We start from the raw sequence: 15,294 nt of genomic DNA, 5'->3' as shown, positions 1-15,294 counted from the left end.
AATTCTCCTTATATCAACATTTTTCCTTTTTGGAAAATTAAGTTCCCATCCAGATAGACTTCGCCCTCTTTTCTCATGTCCTTCACGATATCCCAATGAATGGCCGATTTATTGGTTCCTCCAGTTTCGGGATAGGCACGACCGAGAGCAATATGAATGGTCCCGCCAATTTTTTCATCAAGGAGAATATCCTTGCAGAAGTACTTGACTTCGGGGTTGGTTCCAAAAGCGAATTCGCCGATCCGGCTGGCACCTGGGTCAGTTTGGATGGTCGATTGGAGAAAGTCCTGATGAGTGGATGAGGCCGCTTTGACCAGCTCTCCTTTTTGCCATTGTAAGTGGATGTCGTGCATGAGGCGTCCGCCCAACACCCCTGGGAATTCAAAGTAGATGTCTCCTTCAACCGTTGAATCGTCGGGTGAAGTCATGATTTCACCATCAGGCATGTTAATTTTGCCGTTGGCAACTTGCCAACTTCGTCCTTTTACCGAAAAACGCAAATCAGTTTTATGACCAAGGATACGTATTTCTTTCCCCTGGGATAAAAGTGCTGCCCAGCGGTTCCACTTCTCGCTCACTTGAGGCCAATCTAACAAACAGGCATTAAAAAACATATCGGTAATGGTTTCCTCATCCATTTCAGCTTCCTGAGCCAGAGAGGCATTGGGTACCCGCACCAGGCACCAGCGGGTCTTTTCCCACCGAAGAGTCGATATTTTTCCCATCGAACGACGTAGTTGGGCAAGCTTAGGTGAGGGTATGTCCCAAAATACCTTCAAATTATGAGCGCCGCGCAATCCGATGTATACATCTGCCCACTCCATACCGTGGGCTTCAATCCCAGGAACCCATTCGATTTGCTTCTCAGAACCATATTTGAGCAAAGAACGATTTAATTCTTCCGATAGAAATTGCACCTGTGGGTGAGCGCCTGCCTGAATACATGCTTCATAGACGGCTTGAACCAAGGGATAAGTCTCGACCTCCGTCATAGCAATCATAACCCGTTCATTCGGTTGAACACCTGTAGAGTAATTGACCAATAGCTTTCCCAGCTCTTTCCAACGCTTATCCATATTATTTCCCTTTTGTGAATTCTTCTTTATTTATCGTCGTTCAACTATTCTACCATAGGTATTTCTTTTTATACCTTAAAAATTAGTAATTGGTACTTTCAATGATCCCGAGATAAGGGCGTGGATGAATGAAACCGGTAAAATGACTATGGACACCAAAATCATTGCAACCTCGTATAGCAAACTAGTTCTTGAATCCGGCTTGCCTTTCAATCGGCTGAATAAAGCTGACCACACAATTCCCAGAGCATTCCCGATCATAATCGCACGGATCGCACCCAAGATACCATAAGCCTTAGATTTCCCGTAGAGCTCTAAGATTCGCTGCCAGGACTCCACCGACGGATTTCCTTTGGAATCCGCATAATATTGGGCAAACATCACTCCTGCTACTTCGTCAACTGGAACATCATCAATCACCCCTGCTAACATCTTGGTAATTTCCTCATTAGTCATCCCAGCTTCAAGAGCCATTTTGGTGTGAGCATAGAAGCATACACTGCAACCATTCACCTCAGTTACGGCAAGCATGATCCTTTCAATGAATTCCTGGCTTAACTCCTTATTCTTTTTTGCCCTGAACAGATGCTTCATGGTTCGCTGTCCGTTATAAAATATCCAATACAATTCACGAACCGAATATAATTTTTTGCTGGTTTCCATATTTTATTCTTACAGCTCCTATTCCTCAATTATTGATCATTAGGCCTTGTAGATTATTTGGTGACCGGTTGTCTGATTATGGTTTTCAACTTTTCTGGGGCGGTTTTTTTGGGATTGCTCAAATAGGCCTCGTATTGTTTACCTGCTGATTTATCTCCTTGTTATTCAAAGAAAACGATTAATAGTTTTCTAAGTATTATCAATGATATCTTCCATGCTTCAATCCAGTCTGGTACATGGCAATAATATTCTCAGGGGGAACGTCAGGCTGGATGTTGTGAACTGGCGCTAACAGATATCCTCCTCTCTCTCCCAGGTCGTCAATTCGTCTTTTCACTTCATCCTCGACTTCCTGGGTTGTCCCACGGGGGAGAACCCGTTGAGTATCAATTCCACCCCAGAAACTAATCGAATTTCCATATTTCCTTTTCAATTCCTTGGTGTCCATGTGAGCAGCACTCACCTGAACCGGATTTAAGACTTGAATTCCAATTTCAATGAAATCGTCAATTGCCCAGCTGGTGCTCCCACAGCTGTGAAGGGCGACTTTGGCTTTGGTTTTTGACTTGATGACTTGGATCAAATCCCGGGTTCGGGGTTTGATGATTTTTCGGTAGATATTGGGTGAGGTTAGGGGTCCTTGCTGGGAACTGATGTCTTCCCAGATTTCAATGAAAGTGAGGTACTGACCAATCTTCTCCAAGAAGCGACTGTATTGTTGGGAAAGGATGGCCAGAACCTGATCCAGTAAGGCTTCGACAAAGGAGGGATTCTCGATGGTTTCGATCATGATTCGTTCTAAACCGACCAGGTACCAGGCTTGTTCGAAAACCCCCGATACCGTGGTACCAAGAGCATAACCTGCATCATAAATCGCTTGGGCTTCTTTTTCGACATTTTCAAACCGGCTTTTTTCATTGGGATCTGGCGAGGGGTAATGACGGAGGTCTTCAATCGTTGCTTCTTTCAAAGGAACCCCGACCGGGTCATAATAAAAGCTGGTATGGGGTTTTTTCCATTGAGCCCCCCATTCATCAACATACCAGGTTGAGTTTTCATCACTGCCTTCTTTGGGGTCCCAATGAACCGATGGTTTCATAAAAACATATCGGGTGTCGATTCCAAACTCTTTCAAAACTTCGTCATCGATCACCGCCAGTTGTTGATTGCGTTCTGAGATCCTGGTGGGTCGATTGATTCCCAATTGGTTTTTGAGTTTCTCATAAGCAATGGTGGTTATACCTGATTGATACCCTCCCAGGTCCAGGGGGACCCGATCGGGTTCTTTGTGGTCCAATGCAGTAAGAACTCTCTCCCGAGAGCTAAGAATTTTGTTCATATCTTTTCCTCCTTCATTTGGATAATTAACCTTTTGAAATTGACATCATTCTCTTAAATATGTTAGTTTCAAGTTCAAATCAGTCATTCTTTCCAACAAAACCAATAGTTACCTATAATATTCTATCCCCTTTTAAGGACAATTTTCATAATGACTAATATTTAAGGCATAAATTCTTACCATCGAATATTACAACTTTACTCTTTCTTATTACATTGTATCCTCTTCTTCAGATTTCGAAAACCAAAAACAATTTCAATTTACTTTCGTAATTTCCTTTGATTAAGTTTCTATCCTGAAAATACCATCTTATAAATTCCCCCATTGAGGGGGGATAAAGGGGGGTGTGCCTTAAATCGGTCATTCTAAGCCCTCGCTTTTTGAGGGCGTGAGGATCTCATCAACCCAATCCGTCATTGCGAGACCTCGTTTTTTGAGGTCGTGGCAATCTCATGAGTCATCTTTTATTATTTGTGGAATTGAGTAATTGTGGAACTGTGGAATCGGAAAGGATGAGATTCTCACGTCGCACAAGACGCTCTTCAGGATGACAAAATGAGTGAATGAGAGATTACCACGTCACTTCGTTCCTCGTAATGACGGATCTAGATAGGAATTTTCATTGTTGTATGGTGCTGGTTAGCAACATGAGTGCCTATCCTGAAAACCCACGGGCATGATAAATCAAGCCCCTACCAAAGAATATAAAAATGTAGAGGCGACAATTTATTGCGACCGATCTTCATATAATGTAGCGACATGCCATGGCATGTCGAATCCTTGGTTTTCATTGTCATCTGGTGCCGCAATATGACATGTCATCTGAAATTTTCCAATCGCACAAAACGCTCGTTAAAATGAAGGATTAATGAACCTTTTTTATTATCATCAATTCCTTAAAAATAACCAAACCATTTTTCCTTGAATAGTTCTCCAGTCTATGGCAAAATGATTTTAAAAGTTCCTTCGCTTTAAATGAGAAAATGTATTGATGAGGGTGAAATGACTTTCATTATCATCGACTTTTCAACTAACAATATCTTTTTAAACTAAATTACTTGAGGGGGGTGGTACCTCTTATGTCGGTTCTTATTACTGGAGGAAACGGGCTTATAAGCTCCTGGATTATCTATTATTTGGCTCAAAAGGGGAAAAGAATTATTTCAGTCGATCTCAAACCACGTGCTTTTGACTACCTGGAAGAATTTAAAGACCAAATAAACTTTATTCAGGGCGATGTACTGGAATGGTCACAACTTTTGTCGATATTTCACGCTGAAGGAGTGAATATTGAAGGGATAATCCATACTCCTGCAGAGATGGCTTCTCCCCGATACTGGAACAACCCTTATCGCAGCACCTATTTGAATGTGGTAGGAACACTCAACTTGCTGGAATTTGCTCGCCTCTACCAGATCCCAAAATTTCTTTATGTAAGTTCTGGTGCGGTTTATGGTGAAGTCAAAGATACGCCATCAGAACTCACCCATCCGGTTAATCCCTCCGATCTCTACGGTGCTGGAAAAGTTGGTTCAGAATATATTTCTCTTCAATATGGAAACCACTACCAAATTGATGTTCGGGTGATCCGTCCTTATTTTTTCTTTGGACCAGGACTTCTCCCTTCGGAAATGAATCCGTTATTCAGAAACCTTTTGGGCTCAATGGAAGGATTGGATAATCTCCAGTTGGAAAAGGGTCGAGATCAAAGTTTGGGATTTACCTACGTGAAGGATACCGCCCTGGGGACAGTGTTGGCTTATGAAACAGAACATCCCGAACATCGAGTTTTCAATATAGCCACTGATGAAGCAACCAGCTTTCCGGAATTAGCCAGGTTAGCACAGAAATACAGTGAGCAACCTCGAAAAGTAATTCTTGGTGGAGGCAAACTCTTCCCTCGCGGTGAAACTCTCGATATATCTTTGGCTATGAAAGAGCTGGGTTATACACCTCAATATCGGATGGAGAAAGCGGTTGCAGAATACTCCGAATGGATTCAAAAACAGCTTCGTTCTAAAATGTAGTTACGAGTTGATAAACACCCAGTGAAAAACGTGATTTAAAAATATTGTAGATATAAAAATCGATAAGCCATAAATAAGGGAGGGAGAATCATTTGAAAATAATCATATTAGCTGATCTGGAAGGCGTTTCTGGAGTAGTAGATAACGAGCAGCAGGCTAAACCTGGGGCTCCCCTTTACCAGGAAGCGAGAGAATATCTGTTATCCGACGTCAGTGCCGTCATTGAAGGAGCGTTAGATGGAGGGGCTACCGAGATAACCATCTTTGATATGCACTACTATGGGTTAAATCTCAACCTGAGCAAAATGCATCCTCAAACCCGGATTTTTATGGGAAAACCTCGGAAGATTTATCCTCTTTTAAAAGAAGTTTATCAAAAAGCCGATGGTTTTATGATGGTCGGATTCCATGCTATGGCACAAACTCCGGGAGGTTTATTGACTCACACTTATGACCATTCTATCAAGAGCCTTTACCTCAACGGGATGCTGGTTGGAGAAATTGGCATGGAGGCAGCAATTGCTGGTTTTTATGGAGTGCCGTTAATTTTTGTAGCTGGTGATTCGAAAGGGACGGAAGAGATCGAAAGCCTTCTGGGTGATGTTCCCACCGTCACAGTCAAATGGGCTGTCAACGAGCACAGTGCCTTATGTCTTCCTGTTGAAGTAACTCATAATGAGATCAGGAAAACTGCCAAAGAATCATTGGAAAAAATCGCAGAATTCAAACCTTATGCTCTTGAACCACCCTTTAGTATCGAAGTAGAATTTTTCCTTCCTGAAAAAGCCGAAAAAATGGAGAAACTCGCAGGAGTTACACGAATTGATGAATTAATCGTTCAAGCCCAGGGCGATGACCTTCCTCTTCTTTGGGAAGAATTCATCGGCTTCTGCCAAAATTACCAATAAACAATTTATTCCCCCTCAATGGGGGAATTTATAAGATGGTATTTTCAGGATAGAACTATTTGAATCAATAGCCACCTGATACCAGCAGTGGGTTTTGGTATTTATTTCATCTTGCCAAATTAATAGAACCTATCCTTATCCAATCTAACATCTTCCAAAATTCAAGAACCAAGACCCGATCCAGAGATTTTCATGGAATGGGAAAGCATCATTACAAGCTTTCCCATTCCAAATCCAGGCTATACAATCGGCTCAAAAATCAATTCTCATCGTTCATAGAATCTTGTTTGCTCAACACTTGAAACACATCACCGGCATGTCCGATTAGCTCAATGAAACCACCAGAAGGAACATAGGCGGCACCGCTATCACGCAGGCTGTCGTAGAGAACCGATCCTTCCGGAGAAAAGATAAATACCCTACTTTGCTCGGACTTCTGGATGTCAACAATGCACTCTTCTGGCGCCGATAGCCACTCGCTGTAATTGAGGCTACCGATATTCACTTCATTTTCTCCTATTTCCAGTGGAGGAGCGGCTTCGATGGAACTGTAGAGAAAATCAAAAACCCTTGCCCAGGTGTGTCCGTTATTTTCGGAAAGAGTTAAATCAGTCTGGTCTCGAACGGCGCCGACCGGGATACCGGCATACTGTGGAGACAGGATCTGTTTGATCCCTTGGAAAACCACATACCCAGGAAGGTCTTCAATAAGCTGAGAGGTCATGATATGCTCTGGGTTGAATGCTTCTCCAGGGAGCACGTTTCGCCTCAGCCATCGTTTCCCATCGACATTGATTCCCAGATTCAGAGGTTCATCGAGTTTACTGAGCTGCTGACCGATAGGCATCTCGACGACTTGATTAAAAATGGAGACCATCAGCAGATGATGGCCATTCACTGTAAGAAAAGAAAAACGACTATCATCAGGGCCGTAAAAATGCCCATCCCGGTAAGTCAGGGTTATAACTGGTACTTCTTCTTTTTTATCCAGCTTGGTTACATTAACGGTATTGGTTTCAAGATCGAAGGTTACTTTGAATGGGTTAGGTGCGTAATAGCCTTGGAAAGCAAGATACTCTTCTGGGATGGCTTGCGGTTCCTTCGGCTTGGCTACTGTCGTTGCGGGAGCTTCCATTAAGCCCTTCTGAATAAGGAGGCTGTCCATGATGTCAAAAGCAATTTTTACAGCGTCAGCGTTCCGGCCACTCTGGATAACCGCAACCGAGAGCCTTTCTTCTGGAACGGAAAGGAGCATCGAGTGATAGTCTGTCGTGTCGCCCCCTTTTCCGATCAACTTGACCCCTTTCCCCGACTGGGGATACTGGATTGCCAGGTCCAAACCCAATCCGTAGGCAAATTCTACATATAATCCCGTCTCTTCCCAAGCCTTTTGAGCGAGAAGGGACGGCTGCCAACTGGTCATTTCCCCAATAGCTTCTGAAGAAAGAATCTGGTTACCTTTTCCGGAAAAAGCATCGGCAAAGCGAACCAGGTCGATCGCCGTGGAAGCAAGTCCGCCAGCACCTAAAACCGATAGTACTTCCAAGGGAATTTCCTGACCGGTATCAGGGGCGTAAAATAATGCGAGTAGGTCCATGGGTCTTTCCCCGAGACTCTTGCCGGTCCTTTTCAGTGAAAGCGGTTGGAAGACTCTTTCTGATAAAAAATCGATATAAGATTGACCACTAACCCGCTCGACCAGCATTTCTGCCAGGGTAAAACCATCGTTACAATATGGTGCCATTTCTCCTGGAGCGTGTTTCAAGGTTGCCCGCGACAGATTATCCAGAGTGTCATGGAAAACATCGGGTTTTGCTTGGTAGCCAATCATGTTAGCATAGCACGAGCCGGGAAAACCGGAAGAGTGGTCCAGCAACATCCGTACGGTAATATCATGGTACCGGTCATCGGCCATGGTGAATTCCGAAAGATATTCAATGACTGGGTTATCAAGTTCCACCAGTCCATCATCCACCAGGAGCATCACTGCGGTTGCACAAAACAGCTTGCTGATCGACCCGATATTGAAGATGGTCTCGGTATCGACCGGAATACTCTTGGCTCGGTCAGCCATGCCAAAGCCTTCTGCATAAACCAGCTGTCCTTGGTCCATTATCGCCACTGTGGCACTCCCAGAAATTCCGGAATTGATACTCCGCCAGGATTCCGTCCGAGCAGTGATGATGGCCGATTGGTAAGGGTCCTGTTCTTCCGCCCAGACAGGTCCGATTGCCAGCAGGGCAATCGTTATCATAACGAATAAAAGGATTAAAAAACGCTTCATGGTCTTAAATTTCCCCATAAATTAAAAACCTCCTAATTCCTTTATTTGATTTACCAGTTCTTCTTGGGCTTTTTATTACCAATTGATCAGGTTTGGGGATTATCCCCTATGTTATGAGTATTCTCCATGATCAATTACACGTGTTAGCCCAATTTTTTTTGAAATGTCCGGCTGATTCCTTGCCGGATGAAGTCCTAGTCAGTTCGGATAGTTCTTGAAAAATGCCTTTGTTCGAACAGCTGACTTTGTGCTCGATTTCATTGATGGCTTTCTCGTTCCCAACCGTTCTGGTATTTTGTATAACTCCTTTCTTAATGACTACTATCGGCTATTCGTAAATGATAATTAGTATAAACCCTTTATTTTTTTTACCTCGATTCGGACCTTCTGAATACCAGATACTGCAATCCTTTCTGAGAACTATTGATAAAATTCCTCTCTGGTTGTAATCCTTATCTGGTGTGGCAAAGCTTCAAGAGAGTCCATCCTGTAAATACAGTGAGTAGAGAAATAGAAGAAATTCGCGGTCTTCTAACCTTCTCCCATCAAGGGAGAAGGAACTGAGAGCCGTCATTCTAAGGAGAAAAACATTGTGGAAATCCCGCGAGTTAAATTTATAAAATTCAAGAATCAAGACCTGGCCCCAAGATTTTACTCAATCAGTAGGATAGTTATTTTTGATAGTTGAATTATTCTTTTTCATATTCTTTTAATGATAACAATAACATACTTCTATTGTTGTTACTGTCAGTTTATTTTCACATAATATATCACAGTTAAGCTGAATAAATAAAGATTCATCGCCCCACCTGGTTTTGTTTCTATCGCTTCTTAAAGGAAATTTTAAACTTCAAGAAAGCATTATCCTAAAAACACTTTCCTTCTCTTTTTTCTCCTCATATCTCCCTCTCTCCCCTCATCCTTTTGGTTGCGAGGATCTCATCCGGTGCCGCACGCATCATCCTGAGCACTCGCTTTTTGAGGGCGAAAGGATCTCATCTTTTAATTTTCTCCCCCTCGCCCCCTCGCCCCCTCAGCGCATTTCGCTAATACTCCCCCTCTCCCCTCATCCCTTTGGTTGCGAGGATCTCATCAACCAAATCCGTCATTGCGAGGAGGCTAAACGTCTTTTGGTTAGACGACGTGGCAATCTCATCCGGTTCATCTTTATTATTTTTTTACCTTTTAAATTCATTATCGGGTGTGATAAATCAAGTCCCTACAAAAATTTTAAAAAATGCCGTCATCCTGAGCCCTCACTTTTCGAGGTCGTAAAAATCTCATCTGACGCCGCAAGCGTCATCCTGAGTCCTCGCTTTTTGAGGGCGTGAGGATCTCATCTTTTTTAGTTTTTTCAATCCCTCTATTCAACAATTTAAAAAAATTCAAGAATCAGGATTTAATCTATAGAATTTTTTACTGACTTAAAATTATTAGTCAATCCATACCGGACTGCTCCAAGCAATTTCTTCATCTTCTTGGGTAACTCGCAAATAATAGTAAGTCCCTTTTGCTATATTTCCTTTTTCAACATAACTATTTTTAAAATCTTTTCCTCCAGGAAACCATTGATAAATTACTTGGTTGTTTTTTACTAAATCAACTTGTTTAATAATATCTGTTCCATTTATCTCAAAAGAAATTTCGTAAGGATTTTTTGATTTGTTGTAATTTACAACCGAACCCATCCTAGTTCTATTCACAGCAAAATTTAGAAGTATCCTTGCTCCTGTAGTTGCGTAACAATAACGCCTTTTTATGCCATTAAAAATATTTTTTCTTGATAAATTCTTAGCAATTACAGCAGTTAGTCCTCCCTTAAGACTAAGATTAAGATATGGACTTCTGTGATAACCCCCGGGCATCCCTCCGTGGTTATCACTACCGGCAATAAAACCAAGTTTATGACCTTTTTCTAAAATTTCCTGGACAGATAACGATTTATTAGGAGACCTCATTCCAGAAGGGACAGAATTTATATCGCTATTCCACAATGGATTTCCTCGATATTCTGAACTGCCCCAACATGAATAAATTTCAATAACCGGTTCTAATTCCTCGTTTATCGTATTATCCATTGCTGCTAAGGAGTGATGGGGAATAACTAAAACCTCTTTTCCTTCAAGGGCTTTCCATAATTTTTGAGCTGTGCGATAACGCTCATCAATATCGGCTTTCTCAAGGCCCTTAGATGAACCTACTTTATACCTAAACAAAGGACCAGAATCGTCTGCGTAATATACATTACGATTCCCATTATCTTCCCAATTTGTCCATTCGTAACCAATAAGAGTTGAGAATTTTCCTTTCTCATTGAATTGATTGGTAATTTTTTGTAATTGTTGCCACCCTTCATCATCCATAAGAGGACCCCAATCATGACTACTTACCGAGGCAAAATCCAGCTTAACAATATCTCGACAGTATTGATAAATTTCTATTGGATGCTTTCTTCCATCACAAAAATTTGAGTGGATGTGAATATCCCCCCAATATATCCTCTCCTCAGGATTTTCCTGAACCCGAATGGGGTTACTTTCGGCGACAATTTCATCATTAAAGATTGTTTTTAAGCGATAAAGACCAGGTTCGGAAAATGCAATATTTTCAATAATCCAAGTACCATCATGAAATCTCATATTAGGATTTGATAAATTACATTTCAAATTAGGATCATGCTTAAAAATGATTGTATCAGTTGGTTCCAAATCTACTTTATTTCCAAATTCATCTATTCCATACAAAACGAAGTTAGTGTTTTCTTTAGTAGAGAGTATCGAATGACCAGTGAAAACGATTTTCCAGGGTTTTGCAGGGATTATTGAAGGATTCCATAAATGATTATCTTGTAAACTGATAAATTGACTATTTCCCATATAATCAACAGAAGTATGGAAATAGGTGGTTGGCATACCCCACCAGCTTTCGTCTTTCACAAAATAATCTTCTACTATTTTTTGAGCTTGGCTACCAATACTTCCAAATTGCTTATTTCCATAAATAATCTGAATTACATCTCCTTCAGATAGATATCCATCAATAATCTTTATAAAAAGATGCTGAAAGGCTGCCGCCATTTCCGAATAACTGATATACAAATCATATTTTATATTTTTAGAAATAGTTATGGTTGTATACCCTTCTCCTTTGGGATCGTTTATCTGAAAATTACTCCAAATACGAGGAAGAGTTATCTTAATAACTGATCCTGGAACAAGTTTCTTTTTCCCACAAATATACTTTAAAATCCATGTTCCAAATTCGCCTGCCTGAATTGGTCTGTTCGGTTTTAATATTGCAAATCCATTATTATTTTTAATTCCGCTCATTTTAGTTAATCCTCAAATAATTTTTTATGTTTTCTTTTAAAATAATGAATATTGAGTCGTGATAATAGGTTCAATAAGTTACTAAAAAATCACCCTTCGGAGAAAGGAATCTTTTTAAAATTTTCAATATTAAACCTATTTTATTCATCTCTTAGGAAGGGTTTCGGAGTGGGTAAAATATTTTTGTTATATTTGCATATTTATAAGTTGCTGCCAAAATATAAATAAAATTTTATACATTTTAAATATGATTTATTCTTTTAATGCACCACTTGTAAGACCGCTAACAAGATAACGTCTCACAAATATACCGAAAATTACAACTGGAAAAGCTATAATCATTGAGGCAGCTGCTATTAAACCCCATTCAAGATCTTCAAATTTCATAAACGATGTAATCATTACTGGAGCTGTCTTGGCTGATTCTCTTGTTAAGATCATCGCAAATAGAAATTCGTTCCAAGAAAAAATCCAGCTTAAAATTGCTGCTGCAACAGTAGCTTCAGATATTAAAGGTAAGGAAATTTTTCGAAAAACCTGAAATGTTGAACATCCTTCTAAAACGGCACACTCTTCAAGTGCCTGAGGGACTTCATCAAAAAATGCTTTTAAAATCCAAATAATTAATGGCAAAGTGAATGTTAGGTAAACAATAATAAGCCCAAGATAAGTATCGATCATTCTGTATTTTGCAAATATAGTAAAAAATGGAACGGCCAAGCTCATTGGAGGAATCATTCTTATACATAGAATAATAAAAAGTAACCACTCAATTCCTTTAATTTTTAAACGAGAAAGAGCGTATGCTGCAGGAGCTCCAAGAACTAACCCAATTCCTACCGATATAATGCTCACCACTAAACTATTTATCAAATACTTTACAAATGACTCATCCACAAATAGTTTTATATAATTGTCAGCAATCGGTTTAAAAATCCAAGTTGGAGGATAAACAAAACTGTCTATCTGATTTTTTAGAGAAAGGGTTAATATCCAGTAAATAGGAAATAGAGCTGCGAATATAAAGATTATTGCTATGATGTAATCTAAAACACTTTTGCTAGATCGATCATGTTTTAAGTAATTCATTGGTTGACCCTCGCTTGTCTAAAAAATCTTAACATAATAAGGCTTAAAAGAATTGTAATAATTACTAAAGCTACTCCTAAAGCCGATGCATAACCGATATTTGTATATGAAAAAGCCATCCTATATGTATAATAATTGACTGTTTCCGTTGCTCTACCAGGACCTCCTGCGGTCATAATATGGATGGTCGGAAAAACTTTTAAAATATCTATTACCCTGAACAACAACCCCAATAGCAAAGAGCCTTTTATTAAAGGAAGGCTGATTTTTATAAAGGTTTGCCACCTATTTGCTCCATCAATCATCGCTGACTCATATACTTCTTCAGGGATAGATGAAAATCCGGCTAAAAATAAAATTAACAGAAAAGGGACGTATTGCCAAACGTCCACCATAATGACCGAGAAAAGAGCAGTTTTATTGTTGGCAAGCCAAGGATGGCTTATACCAAGAAAACTCAAGAAATAGTTAATAATTCCAATTGTTGGATGATACATAATTCTAAACATAACTCCCGCAACGACGGGTGGAACAACCATAGGGGGTAAGAATAAAGATCTAAGAAATTGTAATCTTTTTAGGGGACCACTTAGTATTTCCCCCAATAACAGGGCAATGGGAACCTGAATACCTATTCCAACTATTAAGAAAATAATTGTTATTCGTAACGAATTCCAAAATTCTTTGTCACTAAAAATACGAAAGTAATTTTTTAAACCAATAAATTTAATACCCAATGGATCAGTTAATTCATAATTAAGAAAGCTATAATTAAAGAGATAACCTATAGGAATAAAGAATACAACAAAAAATGCAATAATCGTTGGTATAAGCATTAAAAATAAATGTTTTCGGTTCATGTTAATATTTTTTCCCAGTATCTAAGATAAAATTTATGTAACAACTTAATCTGATAAATTTTAAAAAATTAAACATTTCTGAGAAAGGCCTCCTTTTAAAAATACTACTCATTATCATGTTGGGTTATGAATGCATTAGATATGAGAATTGTTAAAATTATTTTTTCTATATTCTGAATAGCATTTTATTAAAGGGTTAGTGACTCAGTTTGGTTACAAATTCAACTAAACCAAACTGAGTCAAATGATTAATATTTCTTGCAAGTTGTGAGATTTATTTTACATATTTCTGTTAATATCTAAATTGTTTTCTTTTAAAAAGTTTGGAAGCCAATCAGGGTATCCTTTTTCATCCATAAACTCTATTAGCCATTTATTAAGCTCGGTCATGGCAGTTTCTGCATTCTTTTCACCAACTATTACTTCTTGTACATATGCTCCAATAGTGTCTCCAATTTGAGGCCAATCTGGTAAATATGTTGGTCGATAATCAGAGCGTCCATATTTTAATGACTCTACATTGGCGTTGATCCAGTTGTTTGAGCCCCATTTGGCTATATATTCAGGAGTTTCCATAACTGATAGTCTCACAATCCCAGGTCCTCCCCCTTCGATAGTTGAAGACCTGAATTGGACATCCTTGCTGGTGAACCACTGGATAAATAACCACGCTGCTTCTTTATTTTTTGAATCGTTGGCAATCATCATAGCATGGCTATAAGCGGATGTAGTGCGGTTTTTGGGTCCAGCAGGAACTGGAGCAGCATCCCATTTTCCAACAACCGAAGATTTTGTTTTATCTTCAAATATACCGTTAAATACTGAAGCATCGAGATACATTCCTAAATTTCCCTGAGCAAAAAGGGTGTAGAGCTCATAATGAGTGAAGTCTCCACCACCTGGTGGTCCATACTTTTGGATCAATTCTGCATATTTTTGTGTAGCCAAAATTGCTTCTGGGCTATCAAGAGCTGGTTTCCCATTTTCATCAAAATAACTTCCTCCATAACCCCACAACCAGGCAGCCCAATTACAACTTACATTCATACCTTCTCCTCTTCTTGCTCTTGTTCCAAATCCAGCGAAATCAGGAGGATTATGAATTTTTGCCGCTATGTCTTCTATTTCTTCAAAAGTTGAGGGGGGTCCAGCAATACCCTTTTCTTCTAAAACCTGAGGCAAATAAAAAATTATTGTAGATTCTCCAGTAAAGGGAATGCCAAAAATTTTTCCTTCCATAGTCACTAGATCAACGTAAATTTTAACAAAATCATCCAGTACAAACTCTGGACTGGTAAGTTTTGGATCATCAAAAAAATCATTCAAAGGATAAGCCCAGTCTGCCCGATAATATCTTGATAATTTTGAGGTATCCATATGCATTACATCGTAGGCTCCAGTATGGGCTCCCAATTCCATCTCTTGTTTTGTTCCAAGTGAAACCCGTTCTAAATATTCCATATTAACTTTTATTCCGGTCATCTTTTCAAATTCTTGGATGAGAGGCTTGACGGGTTCTATTGCAGTGGGGTGAGGAATAGTTAAAACGTTAATGGTTGTTCCTTTATAAGGTTCAGATGCTTCTTCCCAACTCCATCCAAGGGCAATTGTTGAAAAACCAAGGCAAAGAAGTGATACTAAAATTAGACTAAATACAAAATAATACTTTTTATTCATTGTTTACGCGCTTAAAAAGCGCTTCACCTCCTCATTAAAAGA

At 39.6% G+C, this 15,294-nt stretch carries 10 protein-coding genes; 2 read left to right on the top strand and 8 right to left on the bottom strand.

Features of this window, described 5'->3' with window-relative positions; genetic code table 11:
* Nucleotides 1-8 precede the first annotated feature (8 nt).
* From RT761_RS11700 to RT761_RS11690, 3 genes are all read right to left on the bottom strand, one after another.
* Nucleotides 9-1,076 carry an aminopeptidase gene (locus RT761_RS11700; protein WP_218111600.1) on the bottom strand — a complete coding sequence of 356 codons (1,068 nt, stop codon included), beginning with the start codon at nucleotides 1,074-1,076 and terminating at the stop codon, nucleotides 9-11.
* A 75-nt stretch (nucleotides 1,077-1,151) separates the two neighbouring features.
* Nucleotides 1,152-1,739 carry a carboxymuconolactone decarboxylase family protein gene (locus RT761_RS11695; RefSeq protein WP_218111599.1) on the bottom strand — a complete coding sequence of 196 codons (588 nt, stop codon included), beginning with the start codon at nucleotides 1,737-1,739 and terminating at the stop codon, nucleotides 1,152-1,154.
* Between the two features lie 199 nt (nucleotides 1,740-1,938).
* On the bottom strand, nucleotides 1,939-3,078 hold the full coding sequence (locus tag RT761_RS11690) for a uroporphyrinogen decarboxylase family protein (RefSeq protein WP_218111598.1): 1,140 nt from the start codon (nucleotides 3,076-3,078) through the stop codon (nucleotides 1,939-1,941).
* 1,079 nt (nucleotides 3,079-4,157) lie between these two features.
* Here RT761_RS11690 and RT761_RS11685 point away from each other — a divergent pair.
* Nucleotides 4,158-5,105 carry an NAD-dependent epimerase/dehydratase family protein gene (locus RT761_RS11685; RefSeq protein WP_218111597.1) on the top strand — a complete coding sequence of 316 codons (948 nt, stop codon included), beginning with the start codon at nucleotides 4,158-4,160 and terminating at the stop codon, nucleotides 5,103-5,105.
* A gap of 92 nt (nucleotides 5,106-5,197) precedes the next feature.
* Nucleotides 5,198-6,013, top strand: a complete 816-nt coding sequence (locus RT761_RS11680) for a M55 family metallopeptidase (protein WP_218111596.1) — start codon at nucleotides 5,198-5,200, stop codon at nucleotides 6,011-6,013.
* Nucleotides 6,014-6,272: 259 nt separating this feature from the next.
* Here RT761_RS11680 and RT761_RS11675 read toward each other — a convergent pair whose 3' ends face one another.
* The 5 genes from RT761_RS11675 to RT761_RS11655 form a co-directional block, all read right to left on the bottom strand.
* Nucleotides 6,273-8,087, bottom strand: coding sequence for a serine hydrolase domain-containing protein (locus RT761_RS11675; protein ID WP_246465355.1), 1,815 nt, complete (start codon nucleotides 8,085-8,087; stop codon nucleotides 6,273-6,275).
* A 1,643-nt stretch (nucleotides 8,088-9,730) separates the two neighbouring features.
* Nucleotides 9,731-11,626, bottom strand: coding sequence for a DUF3604 domain-containing protein (locus RT761_RS11670; RefSeq protein WP_218111594.1), 1,896 nt, complete (start codon nucleotides 11,624-11,626; stop codon nucleotides 9,731-9,733).
* A 252-nt stretch (nucleotides 11,627-11,878) separates the two neighbouring features.
* Complete coding sequence (locus RT761_RS11665; protein ID WP_218111593.1) at nucleotides 11,879-12,715, bottom strand: carbohydrate ABC transporter permease; 837 nt, start codon at nucleotides 12,713-12,715, stop codon at nucleotides 11,879-11,881.
* Entirely contained in the window at nucleotides 12,712-13,575 is an 864-nt protein-coding gene (locus tag RT761_RS11660) for a carbohydrate ABC transporter permease (RefSeq protein WP_218111592.1), read from the bottom strand. The genes RT761_RS11665 and RT761_RS11660 overlap by 4 nt, the downstream gene beginning before the upstream one ends.
* A gap of 279 nt (nucleotides 13,576-13,854) precedes the next feature.
* Nucleotides 13,855-15,252: an ABC transporter substrate-binding protein gene (locus RT761_RS11655; RefSeq protein ID WP_218111591.1), complete on the bottom strand. Its 1,398-nt coding sequence runs from the start codon at nucleotides 15,250-15,252 to the stop codon at nucleotides 13,855-13,857.
* Between the last annotated feature and the right edge of the window lie 42 nt (nucleotides 15,253-15,294).

This window comes from Atribacter laminatus, assembly GCF_015775515.1.
GTDB classification, from domain to species: Bacteria; Atribacterota; Atribacteria; order Atribacterales; family Atribacteraceae; genus Atribacter; species Atribacter laminatus.
This window is presented reverse-complemented; position numbering and strand designations above follow the sequence as displayed.

Bases quoted from the DNA above. Each gene is read 5' to 3' on its own strand.
- RT761_RS11690 (WP_218111598.1), bottom strand. From the start codon at position 3,078: ATGAACAAAATTCTTAGCTCTCGGGAGAGAGTTCTTACTGCATTGGAC.
- RT761_RS11675 (WP_246465355.1), bottom strand. From the start codon at position 8,087: ATGGCTGACCGAGCCAAGAGTATTCCGGTCGATACCGAGACCATCTTC.
- RT761_RS11670 (WP_218111594.1), bottom strand. From the start codon at position 11,626: ATGAGCGGAATTAAAAATAATAATGGATTTGCAATATTAAAACCGAAC.
- RT761_RS11700 (WP_218111600.1), bottom strand. From the start codon at position 1,076: ATGGATAAGCGTTGGAAAGAGCTGGGAAAGCTATTGGTCAATTACTCT.
- RT761_RS11685 (WP_218111597.1), top strand. From the start codon at position 4,158: ATGTCGGTTCTTATTACTGGAGGAAACGGGCTTATAAGCTCCTGGATT.
- RT761_RS11695 (WP_218111599.1), bottom strand. From the start codon at position 1,739: ATGGAAACCAGCAAAAAATTATATTCGGTTCGTGAATTGTATTGGATA.
- RT761_RS11655 (WP_218111591.1), bottom strand. From the start codon at position 15,252: ATGAATAAAAAGTATTATTTTGTATTTAGTCTAATTTTAGTATCACTT.
- RT761_RS11665 (WP_218111593.1), bottom strand. From the start codon at position 12,715: ATGAATTACTTAAAACATGATCGATCTAGCAAAAGTGTTTTAGATTAC.
- RT761_RS11660 (WP_218111592.1), bottom strand. From the start codon at position 13,575: ATGAACCGAAAACATTTATTTTTAATGCTTATACCAACGATTATTGCA.